The following is a 16,948-nucleotide window of genomic DNA, read 5'->3' on the forward strand; positions in this document are numbered from 1 at the left end:
GGCGGGAGAGGTGCCCGGGGCGTCGCGGACGGGCGCGGTCAGCGGCGCGCGCGCTCCAGCGCGGCCAGGTGTCCGGGGTCGAGCTCGAGCGAGACCGCGCGCACCAGCGCGTCCACGTCGGCGGGTGAGCGCGGGGCGACCGTCGCGGCGGTCAGCCGCGGCCGGCCGAGCAGCCAGGCCAGGGCGACGGCGGCGGGAGCGGCCGAGAGCTCGGCGCCGATCGCGTCGAGGACGGCGAGGACCCGGCGTCCGCGGCGCCCGAGGTGGGCGGCGGCGAGTGCCCCGTCGGGCAGGCGGCCGAGCTCGCGGCGGGTGCGCTCGGCGCCGCGGAGGAACCCGTGGGCGAGGGGGACGGTCGCGAGCAGGGCGAGTCCCTGGCCGGCGGCGACGAGGCCGAGATCGCCCTCCGAGCCGGGCCGCTCCAGCAGGTTCCAGCGGACCTCCGCGCCGGCGAGGCGGGGCAGCCCGTGGGCGGCCAGGACGCGCGCCTCGAACAGCTCCTCCGGGGAGAATCCGGAGGCGACCACCGACCGCACCAGCCCGCGCGCCAGCAGCACGTCGACAGCGCTGAGGAGCTCGTCGAGGCGCCCGGCCCCGTCGGGGCGGACCGCCAGCACATCGAGGCGATCGGTGCGGAGGCGGCGCAGCGCCCCCTCGACACGGTCCACGAGCGCACGCGGCGTCGCGGGCGCGCCGACCGGAGCGGCGAAGCGGCCGATCAGGAGGAAGCGGTCCCGGTCGCGGTGTCCGGCGGGCCAGCCGCCGTCGCCCTCCGCGAGGCTCGAGTCGGTGACGACGACGCCGTTGCCGCCCCACGCCGCGTAGCGCTCGAGCAGCGCGGCACCGTCGTCGCGGCCGAGCGCCGCCGCGTCGAGCACGAAGGGGAAGAGATCGTGGCCGGAGTCGCCCATCGGCCGGCGGTGCGAGGGTGCGACGGCGGTCGGCTCGACGGGGCCGGTCTCGGCGAGGACGCCGCTCGAGGAGGCTGCGCGGGAGGCCGCGGGCGGGAGCGGGACGGCACTGTGACGGGGAGCCCGCACGACGGCGCCGGTCCTGTCCCTGGGCACGCCACCACTCTCCCTGCGGCGGCTCGGGTCCCGCCAGGGGAGAGAGTATCCGAGCGCCGGAGCCGCCACTCCGCCGGGTCGCGCACGGTTCACCAGATCGTTACACGGGCGCCGCCGGCGGGGTCGACTCGCGCCGGCGAGCGGTGCGGCGGGCCCCTCCGTGTCGGCCGTCCGGGCTAGATTCGCGACCATGGACTCCACCGCCCCGACCCCCTCCGAGACCGCCGCCCCGACCCCCGGCTCCCCCGAGCGGGAGACGTCAGCGCCCTGGTGGACGAGCGCCGTCGTCTACCAGATCTACCCGCGCTCGTTCGCGGACTCGAACGGCGACGGCATCGGCGACCTGGGCGGCATCCGCTCGAAGCTCGACCACCTCGCCGACCTGGGGGTCGACGTGATCTGGCTCTCGCCGGTCTACCCGTCGCCGCAGCACGACAACGGCTACGACATCTCGGACTACGAGGACATCGACCCGCGGTTCGGGACGCTGGAGGAGTTCGACCTGCTCCTCGCGGAGGCCCACGAGCGCGGCATCCGCATCGTGATGGACCTCGTGGTCAACCACACGAGCGACGAGCACGCCTGGTTCGTCGAGTCCCGCTCCTCGCAGGAGGACCCGAAGCGCGACTGGTACTGGTGGCGCCGCGGGCGCCGCTCGGCCGAGCCCGGCCGCGAGCTCGAGGCGGCCGCCGGCGCCGGCCTCGACGTCGCCGAGCCGAACGGCTGGCGCTCCTACTTCTCCGGCCCGGCCTGGACGCTCGACCCGGCGACGGACGAGTACTTCCTCCACCTCTTCGCGGTGCAGCAGCCGGACCTCAACTGGGAGAACCCCGAGGTGCGGCACGCGGTGCACGCGATGATGAACCGCTGGCTCGACCGCGGAGTGGACGGCTTCCGGATGGACGTGATCAACCTCGTCTCGAAGGACGTCGGAGCCGTCGACGGCGAGCAGGGCGGCGCGGGCATCGTCGGAGGGGTGGGTCCACGGCTCCACGAGTACCTCCGCGAGATGCACGAGGCCGTGTTCGCGCACCGCGAGGGCTCCTTCCTCACCGTCGGCGAGATGCCCGGGGTCACCCTCGAGGAGGCGGTGCTCGTGACCGATCCCGAGCGGCGTGAGCTCGACATGGTCTTCCAGTTCGAGCACGTCGGCATCGACCACGGAGTCGACAAGTTCCACCCGGTGCCGCTGGACCTGGTCGCCTTGAAGGCCAACCTCGCGCGCTGGCAGGACGGCCTGGCCGAGCGCGGCTGGAACAGCCTGTACCTCGGCAACCACGACCAGCCGCGTCTCGTCTCGCGCTTCGGGGACGACGGCGCGCACCGCTACGAGTCCGCGACCCTCTGGGCGACGCTCCTCCACCTCCAGCGCGGCACGCCGTACATCTACCAGGGCGACGAGATCGGGATGACGAACGTCCCGTTCGCCGGCATCGAGGACTTCCGCGACGTCGAGTCCCTGAACTACTGGGCCGAGGCCGTCGGCGAGCGCGGCGAGGACCCGGCGACCGTGCTCGCCGGGCTGCGCGCGCAGAGCCGCGACAACGCCCGCACGCCGGTGCAGTGGGACGACAGCCTCCAGGCCGGCTTCACGACCGGCGAGCCGTGGATCGCGGTCAACCCGAACGCCGCCGAGGTGAACGTCGCCGCCGATCGGGCCGCCGAGCGGTCGGTCTTCGAGTACTACCGGGCGCTGATCGCGCTGCGGCACGCCGACGAGACGGTGCAGCTGGGCCGCTTCGCGCTGCTGGAGCCCGAGCACCCCGCGCTCTTCGCCTTCACGCGCACCGGACCGGGCGAGCTGCTCGTCGTCGGGAACGTGTCCGGTGAGCCGCTCGAGGTGCCGCTGCTCGAGGAGTGGGCGGCTGCCGAGACGGTCCTCGGCAACGTCGCCGGTGCGACCGGGTCGACGCTCGGCCCGTGGGAGGCGCGCATCCTGCGCCGCTGAACCTCGCCGCGCCCCGCTCCGAGCCCGGCGCGGGGCGCGGCGCCCGACGGCGGTGGACCAGCGGGCGAGGGCCTCAGGCGGAGACGCGGTCCAGCTGAGCGACGTCGCTGCGGGTCAGCGGGAGCGCGGCCGCCACGAACAGCGACTCGAGCTCCGCGGCGTTCCGCGCCCGGACGATCGCCGCCGAGACCTCCTGGTGCGAGAGCACCCAGGCGAGCGCGACCACGCCGGGCTCCGTGCCGTGGGCCCCGGCGATCTCGTCGAGGGCAGCGAGCACGCGGGAGCCGTGGCGGCCGACGTAGTCCAGGCCCGCCTCGAACAGGGCCGACTCCGGCTCGTCCGCGCGGCTGCGCAGGGCGCCGGTGAGGTAGCCGCTCGCCAGGGGCAGCCGCGCGAGGGTGCCGAGCTCGAGCCGCACCACCTCGGGGGCGACGTCGGTCTCGTAGGTCCGGCGCTCCATCAGGCTGTACTCCGACACGACGGCCGAGAGCGACGGCAGCGCGAACGCGGTCGCCGTCTCGTGCAGCGCCGTGATCGCGGCTCCGCTGAAGTGCGCGGCGCCCAGGGCGCCGACCGAGCCGTCCGCCAGGAACGGCGCGACCGCCGCCAGGCTGTCGGCGATGGGGATCCCGGGGTCCTCGCTGTCGAACGAGAGCAGGTCGATCCGGGTGCCGAGCCGCTCGAGGCTCCCCTCGATCGCGATGCGGACGTCCTCCGGGGCGAGGCCCGGCGCGTCCGGGTGCCGGCCGACCTTCGTCGCGACCAGCATCCGCTCGCGCAGCCCGCTCTGCTCGAGCCAGCGGCCGATCATGTACTCGCTCCGACCGGTCGCGTAGTGGTCCGCGGTCGAGATCAGGGTGCCGCCGAGACGGCCGAACGCGTCGAGCACCTCGGTGGTGTCGTCGATCCCGGCGGCCCAGCCGAAGACGGAGCCGTCGAGGGCGAGCGGATGCACGGGGAGGCCGGTCCGACCCAGGGTGCGTGAGAGGAGGGGCGTCTCCGGCTCGGTGGCCAGGGGCGTCGGGTCGGTCACGGAGTCCTCCGGTCGGGGCGGTGCGGCGCGGTCCCGCCACCGTACCCCATGCCCCCGCCGACGACGGACGCCCGCCCCACCGGAGTGGGACGGGCGTCACGGTCGTGCAGGAGGGATCAGCTCTCGGCGGGAGCCTCTGCCTCGGCCTCCTCGGCCACGACGGGCGCGAGGGACAGCTTGCCGCGGTCGTCGATCTTGGTGATCTGGACGAGCAGCTTCTGACCGACTCCGAGGACGTCCTCGACGTTCTCGACGCGCTTGCCGCCGGCGAGCTTGCGGACCTCGCTGATGTGCAGCAGTCCGTCCTTGCCGGGGAGGAGCGAGACGAACGCGCCGAACGTCGCGAGCTTGACGACGGTTCCGAGGAACTGCTCGCCGACCTCGGGGTTGGTCGGGTTCGCGATGGCGTTGACCTGCGCACGCGCGGCCTCAGCCGACGGGCCGTCGACGGCTCCGATGTAGACGGTGCCGTCCTCCTCGATGGAGATGTCGGCGCCGGTCTCGTCCTGGATCGCGTTGATCGTCTTGCCCTTGGGGCCGATCAGCTCGCCGATCTTGTCGACGGGGATCTGCACCGAGATCACGCGGGGCGCGGTCGGGGCCATCTCGTCGGGCTGGTCGATGGCCGCCGTGAGCACCGCGAGGATCGTGGTGCGGGCGTCCTTGGCCTGCTTGAGCGCGGCGTCGAGCACCGACGACGGGATGCCGTCGAGCTTCGTGTCGAGCTGGATGGCCGTGACGAACTCGGCGGTTCCGGCGACCTTGAAGTCCATGTCGCCGAGCGCGTCCTCGGCGCCCAGGATGTCGGTCAGCGCCGCGTAGCGGGTCTGGCCGTCGACGACGTCGGACACGAGGCCCATCGCGATGCCCGCGACCGGGGCGCGCAGCGGCACTCCGGCGTTGAGGAGCGACAGGGTCGACGCGCAGACCGAGCCCATCGAGGTCGAGCCGTTGGAGCTCAGCGCCTCGGAGACCTGGCGGATCGCGTAGGGGAACTCCTCGCGGCTCGGCAGCACCGGCACGAGGGCGCGCTCGGCGAGGAAGCCGTGCCCGATCTCGCGACGCTTCGGCGATCCGACTCGGCCGGTCTCACCGGTCGAGTAGGGCGGGAAGTTGTAGTGGTGCAGGTACCGCTTCTTGGTGACGGGCGACAGCGAGTCGATCTGCTGCTCCATCTTGAGCATGTTCAGCGTGGTGACACCCAGGATCTGGGTCTCGCCGCGCTGGAAGATGGCCGAGCCGTGGACGCGCGGGATGACCTGCACCTCGGCGTCGAGCGGGCGGATGTCGGCCAGGCCGCGTCCGTCGATGCGCACGCCGTCGCGGAGGATGCGGCCGCGGACGACCACCTTCGTGACGGACTTGTACGCCGCGCCGACCTGGTTGTAGGCCTCGGCAGAGAGCTGGCCCGAGGCGATGCGCTCGGCGATCTGCTCCTTGACGCGCGCCTTGAGGGCGTCGTCGGCGTCCTGCCGCTCGACCTTGTCGGCGATCTGGTACACGCGGACGAGCTCGTCGTAGCTGAGCTCGGCGACGTTGTCGTAGGTCTCCTGCGCGTAGGGCAGGAACACCGGGTAGTCCTTGACCGGCTTCGCGGTCTCGGCGGCGAGCTTCGCCTGCGCCTCGACGAGTGCGCGGAGGAAGGGCTTGGCGGCCTCGAGGCCCTCGGCGACGACGTCCTCGCTGGGCTTGGTCGCACCCGCCTTGATGAGGTTCCAGGAGGACTCCGTGGCCTCGGCCTCGACCATCATGATGGCGACGTCCGAGGAGCCGTCCTCGTTGGTGACGACGCGGCCCGCGACGGTGAGGTCGAAGACGGCGTTCTCCAGCTGGGAGGCCTTGGGGAAGGCGACCCACTGGTCGTTGCCGGAGCCGTCGGACATGAGCGCCAGGCGGACGCCGGCGACCGGGCCGGAGAACGGCAGGCCGGAGATCTGCGTGGACGCGCTCGCGGCGTTGATCGCGAGGGCGTCGTAGAACTCGTCCGGCGCGATGCTGAGGACCGTGATGACGATCTGGACCTCGTTGCGCAGGCCCTCGACGAACGAGGGGCGCAGCGGCCGGTCGATCAGACGGCAGACCAGGATCGCCTCGGTGGAGGGGCGGCCCTCGCGGCGGAAGAACGAGCCGGGGATCTTGCCGGCGGCGTAGGAGCGCTCCTCGACGTCGACGGTCAGCGGGAAGAAGTCGAAGTTGTCCTTCGGGTTCTTCGAGGCCGACGTGGCCGAGAGGAGCATGGTGTCCTCGTCGAGGTAGGCGGCGACGGCGCCCTGAGCCTGCTGCGCGAGGCGGCCGGTCTCGAAGCGGACGGTGCGGGTGCCGTACGAGCCGTTGTCGAGAACGGCTTCGGCGAATGTGATTTCAGGACCTTCCAAGAGGTCTGTCTCCTTAACGTCTGCAGCGGCGCCCCTTCTGGGCGCCGGCGTTCGTCGGAGCAGCGGTCCGGTCAGGAATCGAGACGATCCCACGGCAGGGCTTCGCGCCGTGCCGTCGTGTGGAGGGCGTTCGTGCTGGCCACCAGTAGAAGAGCTCCGGGCTGTCGCGACCTGTGCCGCGAGCGGAACGTGCCGCCTGCGACTCGTGCCGCGGCGGCCCGTGCTCTGTCGCACGCTACCGCCGTCCGGGACTCCACCACCGAGGACCAGCTTCCTGCCGGCCTGCTCCGTGGCTCGAATCCTGGGTCGACCGGCGGTCGCTTTCGGATTCGGAACCGGTTCATGCTATCAGCCGCGGTGCGGTTCCTCCATGGACCGCGCCGACCCGGCGGGCCCTCCGCCCGTCAGCCCCGCGTCTCGTGCATCAGCAGCTCGACGCGCAGCCCGCCCCTCACCGTCACGATGCGGGCCGGCACGCGGGGCGACCTCCCCGCCTCCGAGAGCCTGGCGAGGGCGGCCTCGACCACGTTCTCGAGACCGCGCGGCACCTGGCCGACGAGCCCCGAGGGGCGCTGGGCCGCGAACAGGCGGACCGGCATCGGAGCGTCCACGCGCTCCTCCTCCGCGGTGCGGCGCGGGATCACGGCCGTGACCTCGTCCTCGCCGAGGGCGAGCACCCGCGCGATCTCGTCCTGGTGCGGCCGGGAGTCGGCGAGGCGGAGGAGGGTGTCACCGCGCCGCGACTTCGGGCGCAGCTCGTAGTCGTAGTCGTCGAGCTTGCCCGAGCCGCGGTCGTCGGAGGGGAGGGGGTTCGCGTCGCCGCGTCCGAACGGGAAGAGCTTCATGCCTCCATTGTCCAGCTCGCGGCCCCTCCCCCGCTCGCGTCAGGCGGTGCGCCGCATCCGGGCGATCGCCGCGAGCACCAGGACGAGCACGACGGCGACGAAGCCGAGCAGGACCGGGACGGCCGGCAGGAGCGCGAGCGCGGCACCGATCGCCAGGACCGGCACCGCGAGGCCGAGGTAGGCGGCGAGGAACACGGCCGCGAGCACCTCGCCGCGGGTCTCGTCGGTGGCGAGCGAGCCGGCGACTCCGAGCGCCAGGCGGAAGAGCAGGCCCACGCCCGCTCCCGCGAGCACCCCGCCGACGATGAAGGCGGACACCGAGACGATCACGGCGCCGGTCGCGACCAGCAGCAGCCCGGCCGTCAGCGCCACGGCCGCGAGGCGGAGCGCCGTCCGCGAGGACAGCCGGATCGAGACCAGCTGCGCGACGGCTCCGGCGGTGAAGACCCCGAAGGAGACCGCGCCCGCCTCGAGGTGGGAGGTCTCGCCGAAGCGCCCGGCGAGGAAGGTCGGCGCCAGCGAGGTGAAGAGGCCGAACACGGCGAACCCGGCGAACGCGCCGACCGCGGCCGAGAGGAAGACGCCGCGGGAGTCGGCCGGCACGGCCAGGCGCTGCGGACGGTAGGCCGGGAGGACCTCGCGCCGCTCGACCGTCTCGGGGACGAGCGCGACGCCGATCCCGAGGACGACCAGGAGGACGAGGAACACGGCGTACGGGACGACCAGGGGCTCGCGCACCGTCACGGCGAACACCCCGCCGACGAGCGGGCCCAGCGCCAGCCCGCCCATGTTGACGAGGGCGGAGACGGCGCGGGAGGTGCCGGGGCCCTCCTCCGGGCGGGCGACGGCGCGCAGCTCCGAGAGATGGGCGGTAGCCGTCGCGGTGAGCGCGCCGACGCCGAGCCCGGTCAGCAGGCGGGCGAGGATCAGCCCGGGCACGTCCGGCCAGAGCAGGAACACGGCGGCCGCCAGGACCTCGACGAGGACCGACGCGAGCAGGATCCGGCGGCGGCCGAGCCAGTCGCTGACGTGCCCGGCGAGGAAGAGGCTCGCCACGACTCCGACCGCGTACGCGGCGAAGACCACGGTGACGACGAAGGCCGGGAACCCGTCGCGCTGCTGGTAGATCGCGTAGAGCGGTGTCGGCACGGTCGAGAACGCCATCACCGTGAGGAAGGCGACGGCGATCACCCAGAAGCCGTGGCGGTGCGGGAGCTCGCGGCGGTGGACGGACGGGAGGGAGCGCTCGGTGGTGGTCACGGTGTCCACAGTGCTCCGCCCCATCATCCGTGTCCAACGGAGGATCTCGGTTGGATTGATCGTCCCTGCTGGATAATGGGCGGATGGACGACCGCCAGCTCGCCGCCTTCGTCGCCGTCGCCGAGGAGCTCAGCTTCACCCGGGCGGCCGCGCGCCTGTTCGTCGTGCAGTCGACCCTCTCGGCGAGCATCCGCTCGCTCGAGCAGGAGCTCGGCTCGCCGCTGTTCGCCCGCTCGACCCGGCGGGTGGCGCTCACTGCGGTCGGCGAGGCGCTCCTGCCCTCGGCCCGATCGGCGACCGACAGCCTCGACCGGATGCGCTCGCTCGCGGCCGACGACGCGGCGGGGCTCCGCGGGCGGGTGCGGGTGGGCACCTTCTCCGCCCTCGACCTCGTCGACCTGCCCGGCGCGCTCGGCGTCTTCCGCACTCGGCACCCGCTGGTGGACCTGCTCCTGCGCACCTCGACCACCGGCTCCACCGGTCTCGCCGAGGACCTGCGCCGCGGCCTGCTCGACGCCGCTCTGCTGGCACTGCCGGCGACGCAGCTGCGGGGCCTGGCGGTGACGCGGCTGGTGCGCAGCGACTACGTCCTGCTGGTGGAGAGCGCGCATCCGCTCGCCGCGGCGGGACCGCCCTCCCCGCAGGACCTCGACGGGCTCACCTTCGTGGACACGCCCGCCGGCTTCGGCAACAGGGTCGCCGTCGACCTCGCCTTCCGCAAGGCCGGGGCGTCGCGCCGGGTGGCCACCGAGGTCGCCGATCTGCCGGGGATCCCCCGCTTCGTGCAGGCGGGGCTGGGTCCGGCGATCGTGCCGCGCGCGGGCGTCGAGCCGCTGGAGGGCGTCACGGCCCTCGCGCTCGACTGGCCGGGGCTGGTCTGGGAGCTCTCGGTCTGCACGGCGCCGCGCCCCTCCGCCGCGGTGCAGGCGCTCACGGCCGTGCTGGCGGAGCGGTCGGCCTAGGCCTCAGCCCTCGCGCAGGGGGCCGCGGACGATCGAGTCGCCGGAGTGCTCCGGGTCGTCGTCGAACGGCTCCTGGGAGACGTCCACGAGCGGGTACTCGGCGAGGTCGACGTCGTCGGGGACGGCGAAGACGCCGTCGGTCCCGTCGAGCACGCCGAGGCCGACCAGCCCGGAGGCGTCGGCGGCGAGGAGCCAGACCTCCCGGTACGAGTCGTCCGCGCTCTGCGCATCGAGGTGCACGTGCAGGCGGCGGGTGCCGTCGGCGTCCTCCAGCTCGGCGGTTCCGCTCGCTCCCTGCCAGTCGGGGAGAGCGGCGAGATCAGCGCGCGCCACGACGGCGGCGGTGTCGTCGCTCCGCGAGGCCTGCCACCAGGCTCCGCCCGCGACCCCGATGACGAGCGCGCCGAGAGCGGCCAGCACGGCGCTCAGAGCGCGGGGCCGGCGGCGGCGGGCGGGACGGTGCCGTCCCGGGGGAAGGGCGAGCGGAGGCGGCACGGCAGCGGCCGACGACGGCAGGGCGCCGGGCCCGAGGTCGCCGAGGGCGAGCTCCTCGCGGATGCGGTCCCAGACGATCGCGGGCGGCGCCTCCAGCTCGACAGCACGGCTCGCACGGCCCAGGCCCGCGGCGTGGCCGAGCTCGACCAGCTGCCGGGCGCAGTCGGGGCAGTCGCGCAGGTGGGCCTGCTCGGCGTCGCTCGAGTGCTCGCCGAGGGCGAGCAGGGCGAGCTCGTCGGGATCGAGGTGGGTCATGTGCTGCTCACCTCCAGGCGGGAGCGGAGCCGGTCGAGGCTGCGGCGGATGTGGCTCTTGACGGTACCGAGCGGCAGGCCGGTGCGCTCGGCGATCTCGGTGTGGGTGAGGTCCTCGTAGAAGGCGAGGCCGATCACCCGCCGGGGGACGGGATCCAGGCGGGCCAGCTCGTCGGCGATCAGGATCCGCGCCTCGAGGTCGACGGGGGCCTCCCCCTCCTCGACCGGCGTGACGGCGACGAGGGCCTCGGTGAGCCTCCGCTCGCGCGCCCGCGCCTCGTGCGCGTCCGCGATCCTCCTCCGGGAGATCCCGACCAGCCAGGCTCCGAGAGCCGCCCGTCCGGGGTCGAAGCCCGAGCGCGAGGTCCAGGCCGAGACGAACACGCGCTGCACCACGTCCTCCGCGTCGCCGCGGTCGCCGAGCGAGCGCAGCGCCAGCGTGAAGACCAGCGGCGACCAGCGCGAGTACGCCTCGGCGAGCGCCGCCTCCTCACCTGCGGCGAAGCGGCGGCCGAGCCGGGCCACGAGAGCGCTGTCGGCCTCGGCGCCGTCGGCGGGCTCGATGGTCTCGATCAGGGGGTCCCTCCAGGGCTGCGGGGAGCGCTGCCGCCCGGGGGCGTGCGGCGCTGCGAGGCTCATCGTACGTCGCTGAGGCTCGGGCGGGCGGATCAGCCGGCCGGGACGGCCGTGACCACCACGTTGCTGAGGTAGTGGCGGGTGTCGTAGTCGAAGTCGCCGCCGCAGGTGATCAGGACCAGCCGCGGCGGTCCGTCGGCGGCGAACACGGCCGAGAGGTCGACCGTGGTCTTCTCCGTGGTCTCCACCGTCGAGACGGTGTACGCGCGCTCCGCGCCGTCCGCGCCGGTGAGGGTCACGGTCTGGCCCGGGACCGCCTCCTTCAGCTCGACGAACGGCCCGAGGCCGTAGGCGACGGAGTCGACGTGCGCGGCGATCACGACCGTGCCCTCCGGCTCGTCGAGGCCGGCGCCGAAGCGGTACCAGCCGGCGACCTGCGTGTCGGGCACGAGCTCCATCGTGCCGTCGTCCGCGACTCCGACCGGCTCGACGGCCATGTCGACGGGGAGCCCGTCGACGACGAGCCGCTCGGGAGCGAGCGCGGTGGGGGCGGGGGTCGCGCCGAGCCGGGCGTCCGCCACCGGGACGGACGGCACCGCTCCCGGCGGGGCCGCCGCGGGCGAGGAGGGGACCGTGGCCGGCACCGGCTGCTGGGGCGCCGAGGAGACGGCGGCGGGAGCGGGCTCCACCCGGGACTCCTGCGCCGCGCATCCGGCGAGACCGGCACCGGCCACGATCAGCCCGACCACGGCGAGGACGCGCAGAGGGAAGGGGCTCCGGCTCATGGCGTCCTCCTGGGTCGTGGTCGGGGGTGCCGGGACGGCCGCGCTCCAGCACGGCCGACCCGGCGGTCGGATCCTCGGGTCAGCGACGCGAGGCGGCGGTGCGGCGGCCGATCAGCACAGCGCCGGCAGCGGCGAGGGCGGCGAGCAGTGCTCCGCCCCACCAGCCCGCGGCGGCGTCGGGGCGGTTGTCCGCCGCGAGGCCGGCCTCACCGGCGGGGACGCCCGACGGCGAGGAGTGCAGTCCATCGATGGTCTGCGTCGCGAGAGCGAGGTTGCCCTTCTCCAGGCTGCCCCAGGCGTAGACGATCGTGTTCACGCCCTCCTGGACCTGCACGTCGGCCGGGCCGATGACCGGCGCGGTGGTCCCGGTCGCGGCGACCACGGTCGAGATCGTGGCCGGGGCGAGGTTCAGCACGCCCTCGTTCGGGTTCGTCACGTTCGTCAGGACGGGCGACCCTCCGGCGAGGATGTCCACGGCCGGAGCGGCGGCGATGTGGCGGACCGTGAGCCGGCCCTCGCCCGCGGCGGTCTTCGAGATGTCATTGGTGAAGAGGGTCGCGGTGGGGGTGTTGTCCGGCTTGAGGTGCGCCGCGACGGTGTAGCTCTTCCCCGCCTCGAGGCTGATGTCGATCGGGCCGATCACGGGGGCGCTGGCGTCCGCGGCGGTGGAGGCCGTGATGGCGACCTTGTAGGTGCCGGTGGGGAGGTCGAGCGGGCCGGCGAGCGAGCCGGGGGTGAAGTCGTCGAGCGTCAGCTTGCCGTCGACGTAGACGTCGACCGGGGTGTCGGGGACGGCGTGCAGGACCGAGAGGTCGGCCGAGTCGGCGTCGGCGGCGGCGGCGGGCGTGGCGGCGATGCCGACGACGGCCAGGGTTCCGATGCAGGCACCGGCGAGCAGGCTGCGGGAGAAGCGGGAGGTGGTCACGGTGTTCCTCTTTCACGATGGGACCCGCGTGGGGTCAGGGGTGGTCGAGAAGGGCCTTCACCACTACTTCCGGCCGAGGCGCCTCCTCGGATGCACCCGGTCTGAGATTCCTCGAAAGAATTCCTGCCGGACACTTCGCGAGCCCCTCGCAGCGCTGGCCCGAGCGCCCGCGCCGGGCTAGCCTCCGACCAGGAGGTGCGGAGGATGGGCAGGCGCGGCGTGGTCCTCCTCCTCGCCGCCGCGGCGCTCACCACGGCGGCGGTCGCGGGCGTGCAGGGCTCCCTCGCCCCCCGGGCGCCGGTCGCCGACCAGGCCGCCGCCGCCTCCGACGCCCCCGCCCAGTGCGACGACGCCCGGGAGCTGCTGGCCGCCTCGTCCGCCTTCGAGGGCGGAGCGGGCGTGCCGGCCGGCCACCTCGTGGCCTGCCTCGACGAGGACCACCGGCGCCTCACGATCCACAACCGCACCCCCGTCGTCTGGAGTCTCGGCGACTCCTCGGTGCGGGGCGTGACGAGCGGGACGGACGGAGTGACGGGGCTGCTGAGCCTGCACGCGTCGCAGTCCTCCTCCGGGCTGCTCCTCGCACCCGGATCGGCGGCCTCGGTCTCGGCCGGCGACGGAAGGATCCGACCGCGGCCCGACGAGCCCTCGACCCGGCTGCAGCTCGCGCTCACCGCGGTGGTCGCGGCTCAGGATCAGGCGATCGGCCCCTCCGCCGGTCCCGACAGCATCATCCGCGGCGCCGCGCTCACCTGCGCGGTCGTGGTCGCGGAGTCGGACACCGGCTGGCGGGTGACCTCGCCGCGGGCTCTCGCCGCGGCGGCCGAGGACCCGGTGTGCGCGCGCGACTGGGCCCGCGCCCAGCGCAGCGCGGCGGCCTGGCGGATCGCCCTGCCCGGGCTCGTCGACGCCGTGGAGGCTCCCGGCCGCCCCGAGGAGGACACGGCGCTCCAGCGGGCCGCGGCCGACTGGTTCTCGGCCTCGAGCGGCTACTCGTGGGGCGGAGTCGACCGCCCCGCTCCCCTGCCCTGACCGGCGCCGCGCGCCTCGTCCGCCCGGGAACGCGAACGGGCCGCCCTCCGCGAGGAGGACGGCCCGTTCGGCAAGAAGTTCGCGGTGTCATCGAGACCGCGCCCTGCTCCGGGAGGAGCTAGCGGCGCAGACCGAGACGCTCGATCAGCGAGCGGTAGCGGTTGATGTCCACATCCGACAGGTAGCCGAGGAGTCGACGACGCTGACCCACGAGCAGCAGCAGACCACGACGCGAGTGGTGGTCGTGCTTGTGCTCCTTGAGGTGCTCGGTGAGGTCCTTGATCCGCTTGGTCAGGACGGCCACCTGCACCTCGGGGGATCCGGTGTCACCGGGGTGGGTCGCGTACTCTTCGATGATCGCCTTCTTGACATCTGCTTCGAGTGCCATATATGGGATCCCCTCTCTCTCGTTGCGCGGTGCCCGGCGCCTGATGCGTGGGCTCTCTTGATCCGCGGCCGTCGAACGGCAACCGGACGACTCTACCAGAGGGAGGGCGGTATCAGGAGCCGGTGGCCCGGTTCCAGAGCACGACGAGCCACGGCGAGACCAGCAGCTGCCAGTAGACGAGCACGAGGACGTTGAGGACCACGCCGATCCAGCCGGCGATCGGCGGACGCTTCTCGCGACGCCGGGCGCGGAGGGTGGAGACGGCGAGCAGGATCCCGGCGAGCAGGACCGCGTGCACGAGCGCGGTGTAGAGCACGCCGACCAGCAGGTCGCTGACGGCCTGGTCGCCCGGGTAGGCGCCGAGCGAGATCAGGGCGTACCAGACGAAGAACGACAGCGGGACGGCGAGGACGGCCAGGAGGACCGAGACGATCCCGGCTCCGCAGCGGCGGAGGAACCCGCGGGCTCCCGAGGCCGTGGCACCGGTCCGAGCGGCTTCGGCGCGGACGCCGCCCGTGGAGCTGCGCCGACCGCCCGTGGCGGCCGCCGCGCGACGCGCGCCCGCCTCGGCGGCGGTGCGGATCGAGCGTCGCGAGGGGGCGGCTCCGGCTGCTCGCGGGGCAGGAGGACCCTGACGCCCGGGCGCGCCGTCGGATGACGTGCTCATGCCTCTCACCCTAGGGGATGACCCCTGAGCCCCCGGATCGGCGCGACGCGGCCCGCTGGGGCGGCGGAGTCAGCAGAATGGAGCGAGTGAGCCAGACCCCCCGCGCCCCCCGGCGCAGCCACGTCCTCGACGTCTCCCCCCTCCGCGAGTCCCCGGCCTTCGCCCGGCTCTGGGCCGGCAACGTGATCTCGGGCATCGGCGGCCAGATGACGATCGTCGCGGTCGGCCTGCACATCTACGAGCTCACCGGATCGACCCTCGCGGTCGCGCTGGTCGGCGTGGTGGCGCTGGTCCCGACCGTGATCGCCGGCCTCTACGGCGGGATGCTCGCCGACGCGTTCGACCGCCGCCTGGTGCTCCTGCTCGCCGCGGTCGTGGCCTGGGGCTCGACCGCGGGGATCGCGGCCCTCGCCTGGCTCGGCGCCGAGACCCCGCTCTCCCTCTACGCGCTCACCGCCGTGAACGCGGTGGCGACGACGGTGATCGTGACCACCCGGATGACGCTGGCTCCGCGGCTGCTCCGCACCGAGCTGGTCCCCGCCGCCGCCGCGCTGGGCGGCATCGCGAGCGGAGTCGAGGTGACCGTGGGGCCCGCCCTCGCCGGCGTGCTGGTCGCCTCCTCCGGCTTCGCGATCACGTACACGATCGACGTCGTGCTGTTCCTCGCCGCGTTCCTCGGCATCGCGGGGCTGCCGGCGCTCGTGCCCGAGGGCGAGCGGCAGCGGCCGGGGCTGGAGTCCCTCCACTACGGCCTGGGCTTCCTGAAGGGCGCCCCGAACATCCGGATGTCCTTCCTGGTCGACATCGTGGCCATGACCTTCGGACAGCCGCGCGTGGTCTTCCCGGCGGCCGCCGCCGTGCTGCTCGGCGGAGGCGCGGTGACGGTGGGCGCCCTCACGGCCGCGTTCGCGATCGGAGCGCTGATCAGCGGCGTCTTCTCGGGCCGGCTCACCGGGGTCCGCCGGCAGGGCCTCGCGATCGGCCGCTCGATCCAGGTGTACGGAGCGTTCGTGGTCGCGTTCGGCGCGGTCCTGCTCGGTGCCGCACTCGTGCAGCACGACGCGTCGGCGCCGAACGCGGTGCTCATCGCGCTGGCGGCGGTCGCCCTGGCCGGCGCGGGCGCCTCCGACAACGTCAGCTCGATCTTCCGGCAGACGATGCTGCAGACCGCGGTCCCCGACAACATGCGGGGTCGGCTCCAGGGCGTGTTCATCGTCGTGGTGACGGGCGGCCCGCGGGTCGGCGACCTCTACACGGGACTGCTCGCCTCGCTCGCGCTGCTCTGGCTGCCGCCGCTCGCGGGCGGGCTCGCGATCATCGCGATCCTCGCCGCGGTGCTGCGACTCCGACCGGGGTTCCGTGGGTACGACGCCCTGCACCCGACGGCCTGAGCGGAGGGGCGTCTCCCTCGAGCCGGACGGGACAGCGCGCCCGCCCGCTCGGCTCAGGCCGGCGGACGGGCGCGCCGGGGATCAGTCGCCGGAGGCCGCGTCGGCGCCGCCGCCGTCGGTCAGCCGGTCGTCCGAGACCAGTCCGCTGTCGTCGTCGCGGCCCTCGACCCGCACCGGGCGGTAGACGTGGAAGCCGTCGTCGTCGGGCTCCAGCTCCCAGACCACCTCGACCTCCTCGCCGTCGATGTCGGCCAGGCGGGTGAAGGAGCGCTGCGGGGAGCCGTCGATCATCTCGAGGCGGATGCTCTCCTGCTCCGCTCCGCTGTCGAGGATGGCGGTGTACGTCGATTCGGTGTCCATGCCTCGACGCTAGACACGCGCGGTGAGGCGTCGCCACCCCTTGCGGCGGCGCACGGTCCGCGTAGCGTCGGCACCATGACCGACACCGACATCACTCCCGCCGACTCCGACGACCGCGAGCAGATCACCGAGATGGTGAAGAGCGCCGGGATCGGGCTCCTCACCACCGTCAACGCCACCGGGCAGCTCGTCAGCCGTCCGCTCAAGGCCCAGGACATCGACTTCGACGGCGAGCTGTGGTTCTTCACGCAGGACCCGTCGCCCAAGGTCGACGACATCCGCGCGAACCCGAGCGTCAACGTCGCCTTCGAGTCGAAGAAGGGCTACCTGTCGGTGGCCGGCTCGGCGACTGTCGTGCACGACCCGGCGAAGGTGGACGAGCTGTGGTCCCCGGCCGTCGCCGGCTGGTTCCCCGACGGCAAGGACGACCCGACCGTCGCGCTGATCCGCGTCGAGGCCGAGACCGTCGAGCTGTGGGCGACCGACGAGCCGCGTCCGGTGGTGCTGTTCAAGGTCCTCAAGGCCGCCGTCACCGGCGGACAGCCCGACATCGGCGAGAACCGCACCGTCTCCTTCGAGTGATCC

General features: G+C 73.9%; 17 protein-coding genes. 5 read left to right on the forward strand and 12 right to left on the reverse strand.

Annotated features, from left to right (window positions below; genetic code table 11):
* Positions 1 to 38: 38 nt before the first annotated feature.
* Positions 39 to 1,067, reverse strand: coding sequence for an aldo/keto reductase (locus C5B98_RS05560; RefSeq protein ID WP_146076893.1), 1,029 nt, complete (start codon positions 1,065 to 1,067; stop codon positions 39 to 41).
* A 190-nt stretch (positions 1,068 to 1,257) separates the two neighbouring features.
* Between C5B98_RS05560 and C5B98_RS05565 the strand changes: the two genes are divergently transcribed.
* The gene (locus tag C5B98_RS05565; RefSeq protein ID WP_104327420.1) at positions 1,258 to 3,015 is read left to right on the forward strand and encodes an alpha-glucosidase; all 1,758 of its coding nucleotides are present in this window, start codon (positions 1,258 to 1,260) and stop codon (positions 3,013 to 3,015) included.
* A gap of 73 nt (positions 3,016 to 3,088) precedes the next feature.
* Here the strand turns inward: C5B98_RS05565 and C5B98_RS05570 are convergent, their stop codons facing one another.
* The 4 genes from C5B98_RS05570 to C5B98_RS05585 form a co-directional block, all read right to left on the reverse strand.
* Positions 3,089 to 4,048 carry an aldo/keto reductase gene (locus tag C5B98_RS05570; protein ID WP_104327421.1) on the reverse strand — a complete coding sequence of 320 codons (960 nt, stop codon included), beginning with the start codon at positions 4,046 to 4,048 and terminating at the stop codon, positions 3,089 to 3,091.
* Positions 4,049 to 4,164: 116 nt separating this feature from the next.
* Positions 4,165 to 6,423, reverse strand: a complete 2,259-nt coding sequence (locus tag C5B98_RS05575) for a polyribonucleotide nucleotidyltransferase (RefSeq protein WP_104226293.1) — start codon at positions 6,421 to 6,423, stop codon at positions 4,165 to 4,167.
* 404 nt (positions 6,424 to 6,827) lie between these two features.
* Entirely contained in the window at positions 6,828 to 7,268 is a 441-nt protein-coding gene (locus tag C5B98_RS05580; RefSeq protein ID WP_104226292.1) for a hypothetical protein, read from the reverse strand.
* Between the two features lie 39 nt (positions 7,269 to 7,307).
* Positions 7,308 to 8,528 carry an MFS transporter gene (locus C5B98_RS05585; RefSeq protein WP_258063441.1) on the reverse strand — a complete coding sequence of 407 codons (1,221 nt, stop codon included), beginning with the start codon at positions 8,526 to 8,528 and terminating at the stop codon, positions 7,308 to 7,310.
* A gap of 83 nt (positions 8,529 to 8,611) precedes the next feature.
* On the opposite strand from C5B98_RS05585, the gene C5B98_RS05590 reads away from it, so the two are divergent.
* A complete protein-coding gene (locus C5B98_RS05590; RefSeq protein WP_104327423.1) occupies positions 8,612 to 9,490 on the forward strand; it encodes a LysR family transcriptional regulator in 879 nt (292 codons plus the stop codon).
* A 3-nt stretch (positions 9,491 to 9,493) separates the two neighbouring features.
* Here the strand turns inward: C5B98_RS05590 and C5B98_RS05595 are convergent, their stop codons facing one another.
* The 4 genes from C5B98_RS05595 to C5B98_RS05610 form a co-directional block, all read right to left on the reverse strand.
* Entirely contained in the window at positions 9,494 to 10,240 is a 747-nt protein-coding gene (locus C5B98_RS05595; protein ID WP_104239041.1) for an anti-sigma factor, read from the reverse strand.
* Entirely contained in the window at positions 10,237 to 10,878 is a 642-nt protein-coding gene (locus tag C5B98_RS05600) for an RNA polymerase sigma factor (RefSeq protein WP_104226288.1), read from the reverse strand. Before C5B98_RS05600 ends, C5B98_RS05595 begins: the two co-directional genes overlap by 4 nt.
* A 29-nt stretch (positions 10,879 to 10,907) precedes the next feature.
* The gene (locus tag C5B98_RS05605) at positions 10,908 to 11,600 is read right to left on the reverse strand and encodes a class F sortase (RefSeq protein ID WP_104327424.1); all 693 of its coding nucleotides are present in this window, start codon (positions 11,598 to 11,600) and stop codon (positions 10,908 to 10,910) included.
* Between the two features lie 79 nt (positions 11,601 to 11,679).
* Complete coding sequence (locus C5B98_RS05610) at positions 11,680 to 12,525, reverse strand: DUF4397 domain-containing protein (RefSeq protein WP_104224813.1); 846 nt, start codon at positions 12,523 to 12,525, stop codon at positions 11,680 to 11,682.
* A 204-nt stretch (positions 12,526 to 12,729) separates the two neighbouring features.
* Here C5B98_RS05610 and C5B98_RS05615 point away from each other — a divergent pair, with 204 nt between their 5' ends.
* A complete protein-coding gene (locus C5B98_RS05615; protein WP_104283796.1) occupies positions 12,730 to 13,557 on the forward strand; it encodes a hypothetical protein in 828 nt (275 codons plus the stop codon).
* Positions 13,558 to 13,675: 118 nt separating this feature from the next.
* Here the strand turns inward: C5B98_RS05615 and rpsO are convergent, their stop codons facing one another.
* The gene (rpsO, locus tag C5B98_RS05620; protein WP_068252328.1) at positions 13,676 to 13,945 is read right to left on the reverse strand and encodes a 30S ribosomal protein S15; all 270 of its coding nucleotides are present in this window, start codon (positions 13,943 to 13,945) and stop codon (positions 13,676 to 13,678) included.
* Positions 13,946 to 14,057: 112 nt separating this feature from the next.
* Positions 14,058 to 14,612, reverse strand: coding sequence for a hypothetical protein (locus tag C5B98_RS05625; protein WP_104327425.1), 555 nt, complete (start codon positions 14,610 to 14,612; stop codon positions 14,058 to 14,060).
* 86 nt (positions 14,613 to 14,698) lie between these two features.
* On the opposite strand from C5B98_RS05625, the gene C5B98_RS05630 reads away from it, so the two are divergent.
* A complete protein-coding gene (locus tag C5B98_RS05630) occupies positions 14,699 to 16,003 on the forward strand; it encodes an MFS transporter (protein WP_258063442.1) in 1,305 nt (434 codons plus the stop codon).
* 81 nt (positions 16,004 to 16,084) lie between these two features.
* Here C5B98_RS05630 and C5B98_RS05635 read toward each other — a convergent pair whose 3' ends face one another.
* Positions 16,085 to 16,363, reverse strand: coding sequence for a hypothetical protein (locus C5B98_RS05635; RefSeq protein ID WP_104224817.1), 279 nt, complete (start codon positions 16,361 to 16,363; stop codon positions 16,085 to 16,087).
* A 75-nt stretch (positions 16,364 to 16,438) separates the two neighbouring features.
* Here C5B98_RS05635 and C5B98_RS05640 point away from each other — a divergent pair, with 75 nt between their 5' ends.
* Positions 16,439 to 16,945, forward strand: coding sequence for a pyridoxamine 5'-phosphate oxidase family protein (locus tag C5B98_RS05640; protein WP_104224818.1), 507 nt, complete (start codon positions 16,439 to 16,441; stop codon positions 16,943 to 16,945).
* Positions 16,946 to 16,948 lie beyond the last annotated feature (3 nt).

It is taken from the genome of Rathayibacter sp. AY1A5, from assembly GCF_002930875.1.
In the GTDB taxonomy this organism is placed as follows: Bacteria; Actinomycetota; Actinomycetes; order Actinomycetales; family Microbacteriaceae; genus Rathayibacter.

Coding starts and splice junctions, on each gene's coding strand:
- C5B98_RS05565 (WP_104327420.1), top strand. CDS start 1,258: ATGGACTCCACCGCCCCGACCCCCTCCGAGACCGCCGCCCCGACCCCC.
- C5B98_RS05580 (WP_104226292.1), bottom strand. CDS start 7,268: ATGAAGCTCTTCCCGTTCGGACGCGGCGACGCGAACCCCCTCCCCTCC.
- C5B98_RS05590 (WP_104327423.1), top strand. CDS start 8,612: ATGGACGACCGCCAGCTCGCCGCCTTCGTCGCCGTCGCCGAGGAGCTC.
- C5B98_RS05595 (WP_104239041.1), bottom strand. CDS start 10,240: ATGACCCACCTCGATCCCGACGAGCTCGCCCTGCTCGCCCTCGGCGAG.
- C5B98_RS05600 (WP_104226288.1), bottom strand. CDS start 10,878: ATGAGCCTCGCAGCGCCGCACGCCCCCGGGCGGCAGCGCTCCCCGCAG.
- C5B98_RS05605 (WP_104327424.1), bottom strand. CDS start 11,600: ATGAGCCGGAGCCCCTTCCCTCTGCGCGTCCTCGCCGTGGTCGGGCTG.
- C5B98_RS05615 (WP_104283796.1), top strand. CDS start 12,730: ATGGGCAGGCGCGGCGTGGTCCTCCTCCTCGCCGCCGCGGCGCTCACC.
- rpsO (WP_068252328.1), bottom strand. CDS start 13,945: ATGGCACTCGAAGCAGATGTCAAGAAGGCGATCATCGAAGAGTACGCG.
- C5B98_RS05625 (WP_104327425.1), bottom strand. CDS start 14,612: ATGAGCACGTCATCCGACGGCGCGCCCGGGCGTCAGGGTCCTCCTGCC.
- C5B98_RS05635 (WP_104224817.1), bottom strand. CDS start 16,363: ATGGACACCGAATCGACGTACACCGCCATCCTCGACAGCGGAGCGGAG.
- C5B98_RS05640 (WP_104224818.1), top strand. CDS start 16,439: ATGACCGACACCGACATCACTCCCGCCGACTCCGACGACCGCGAGCAG.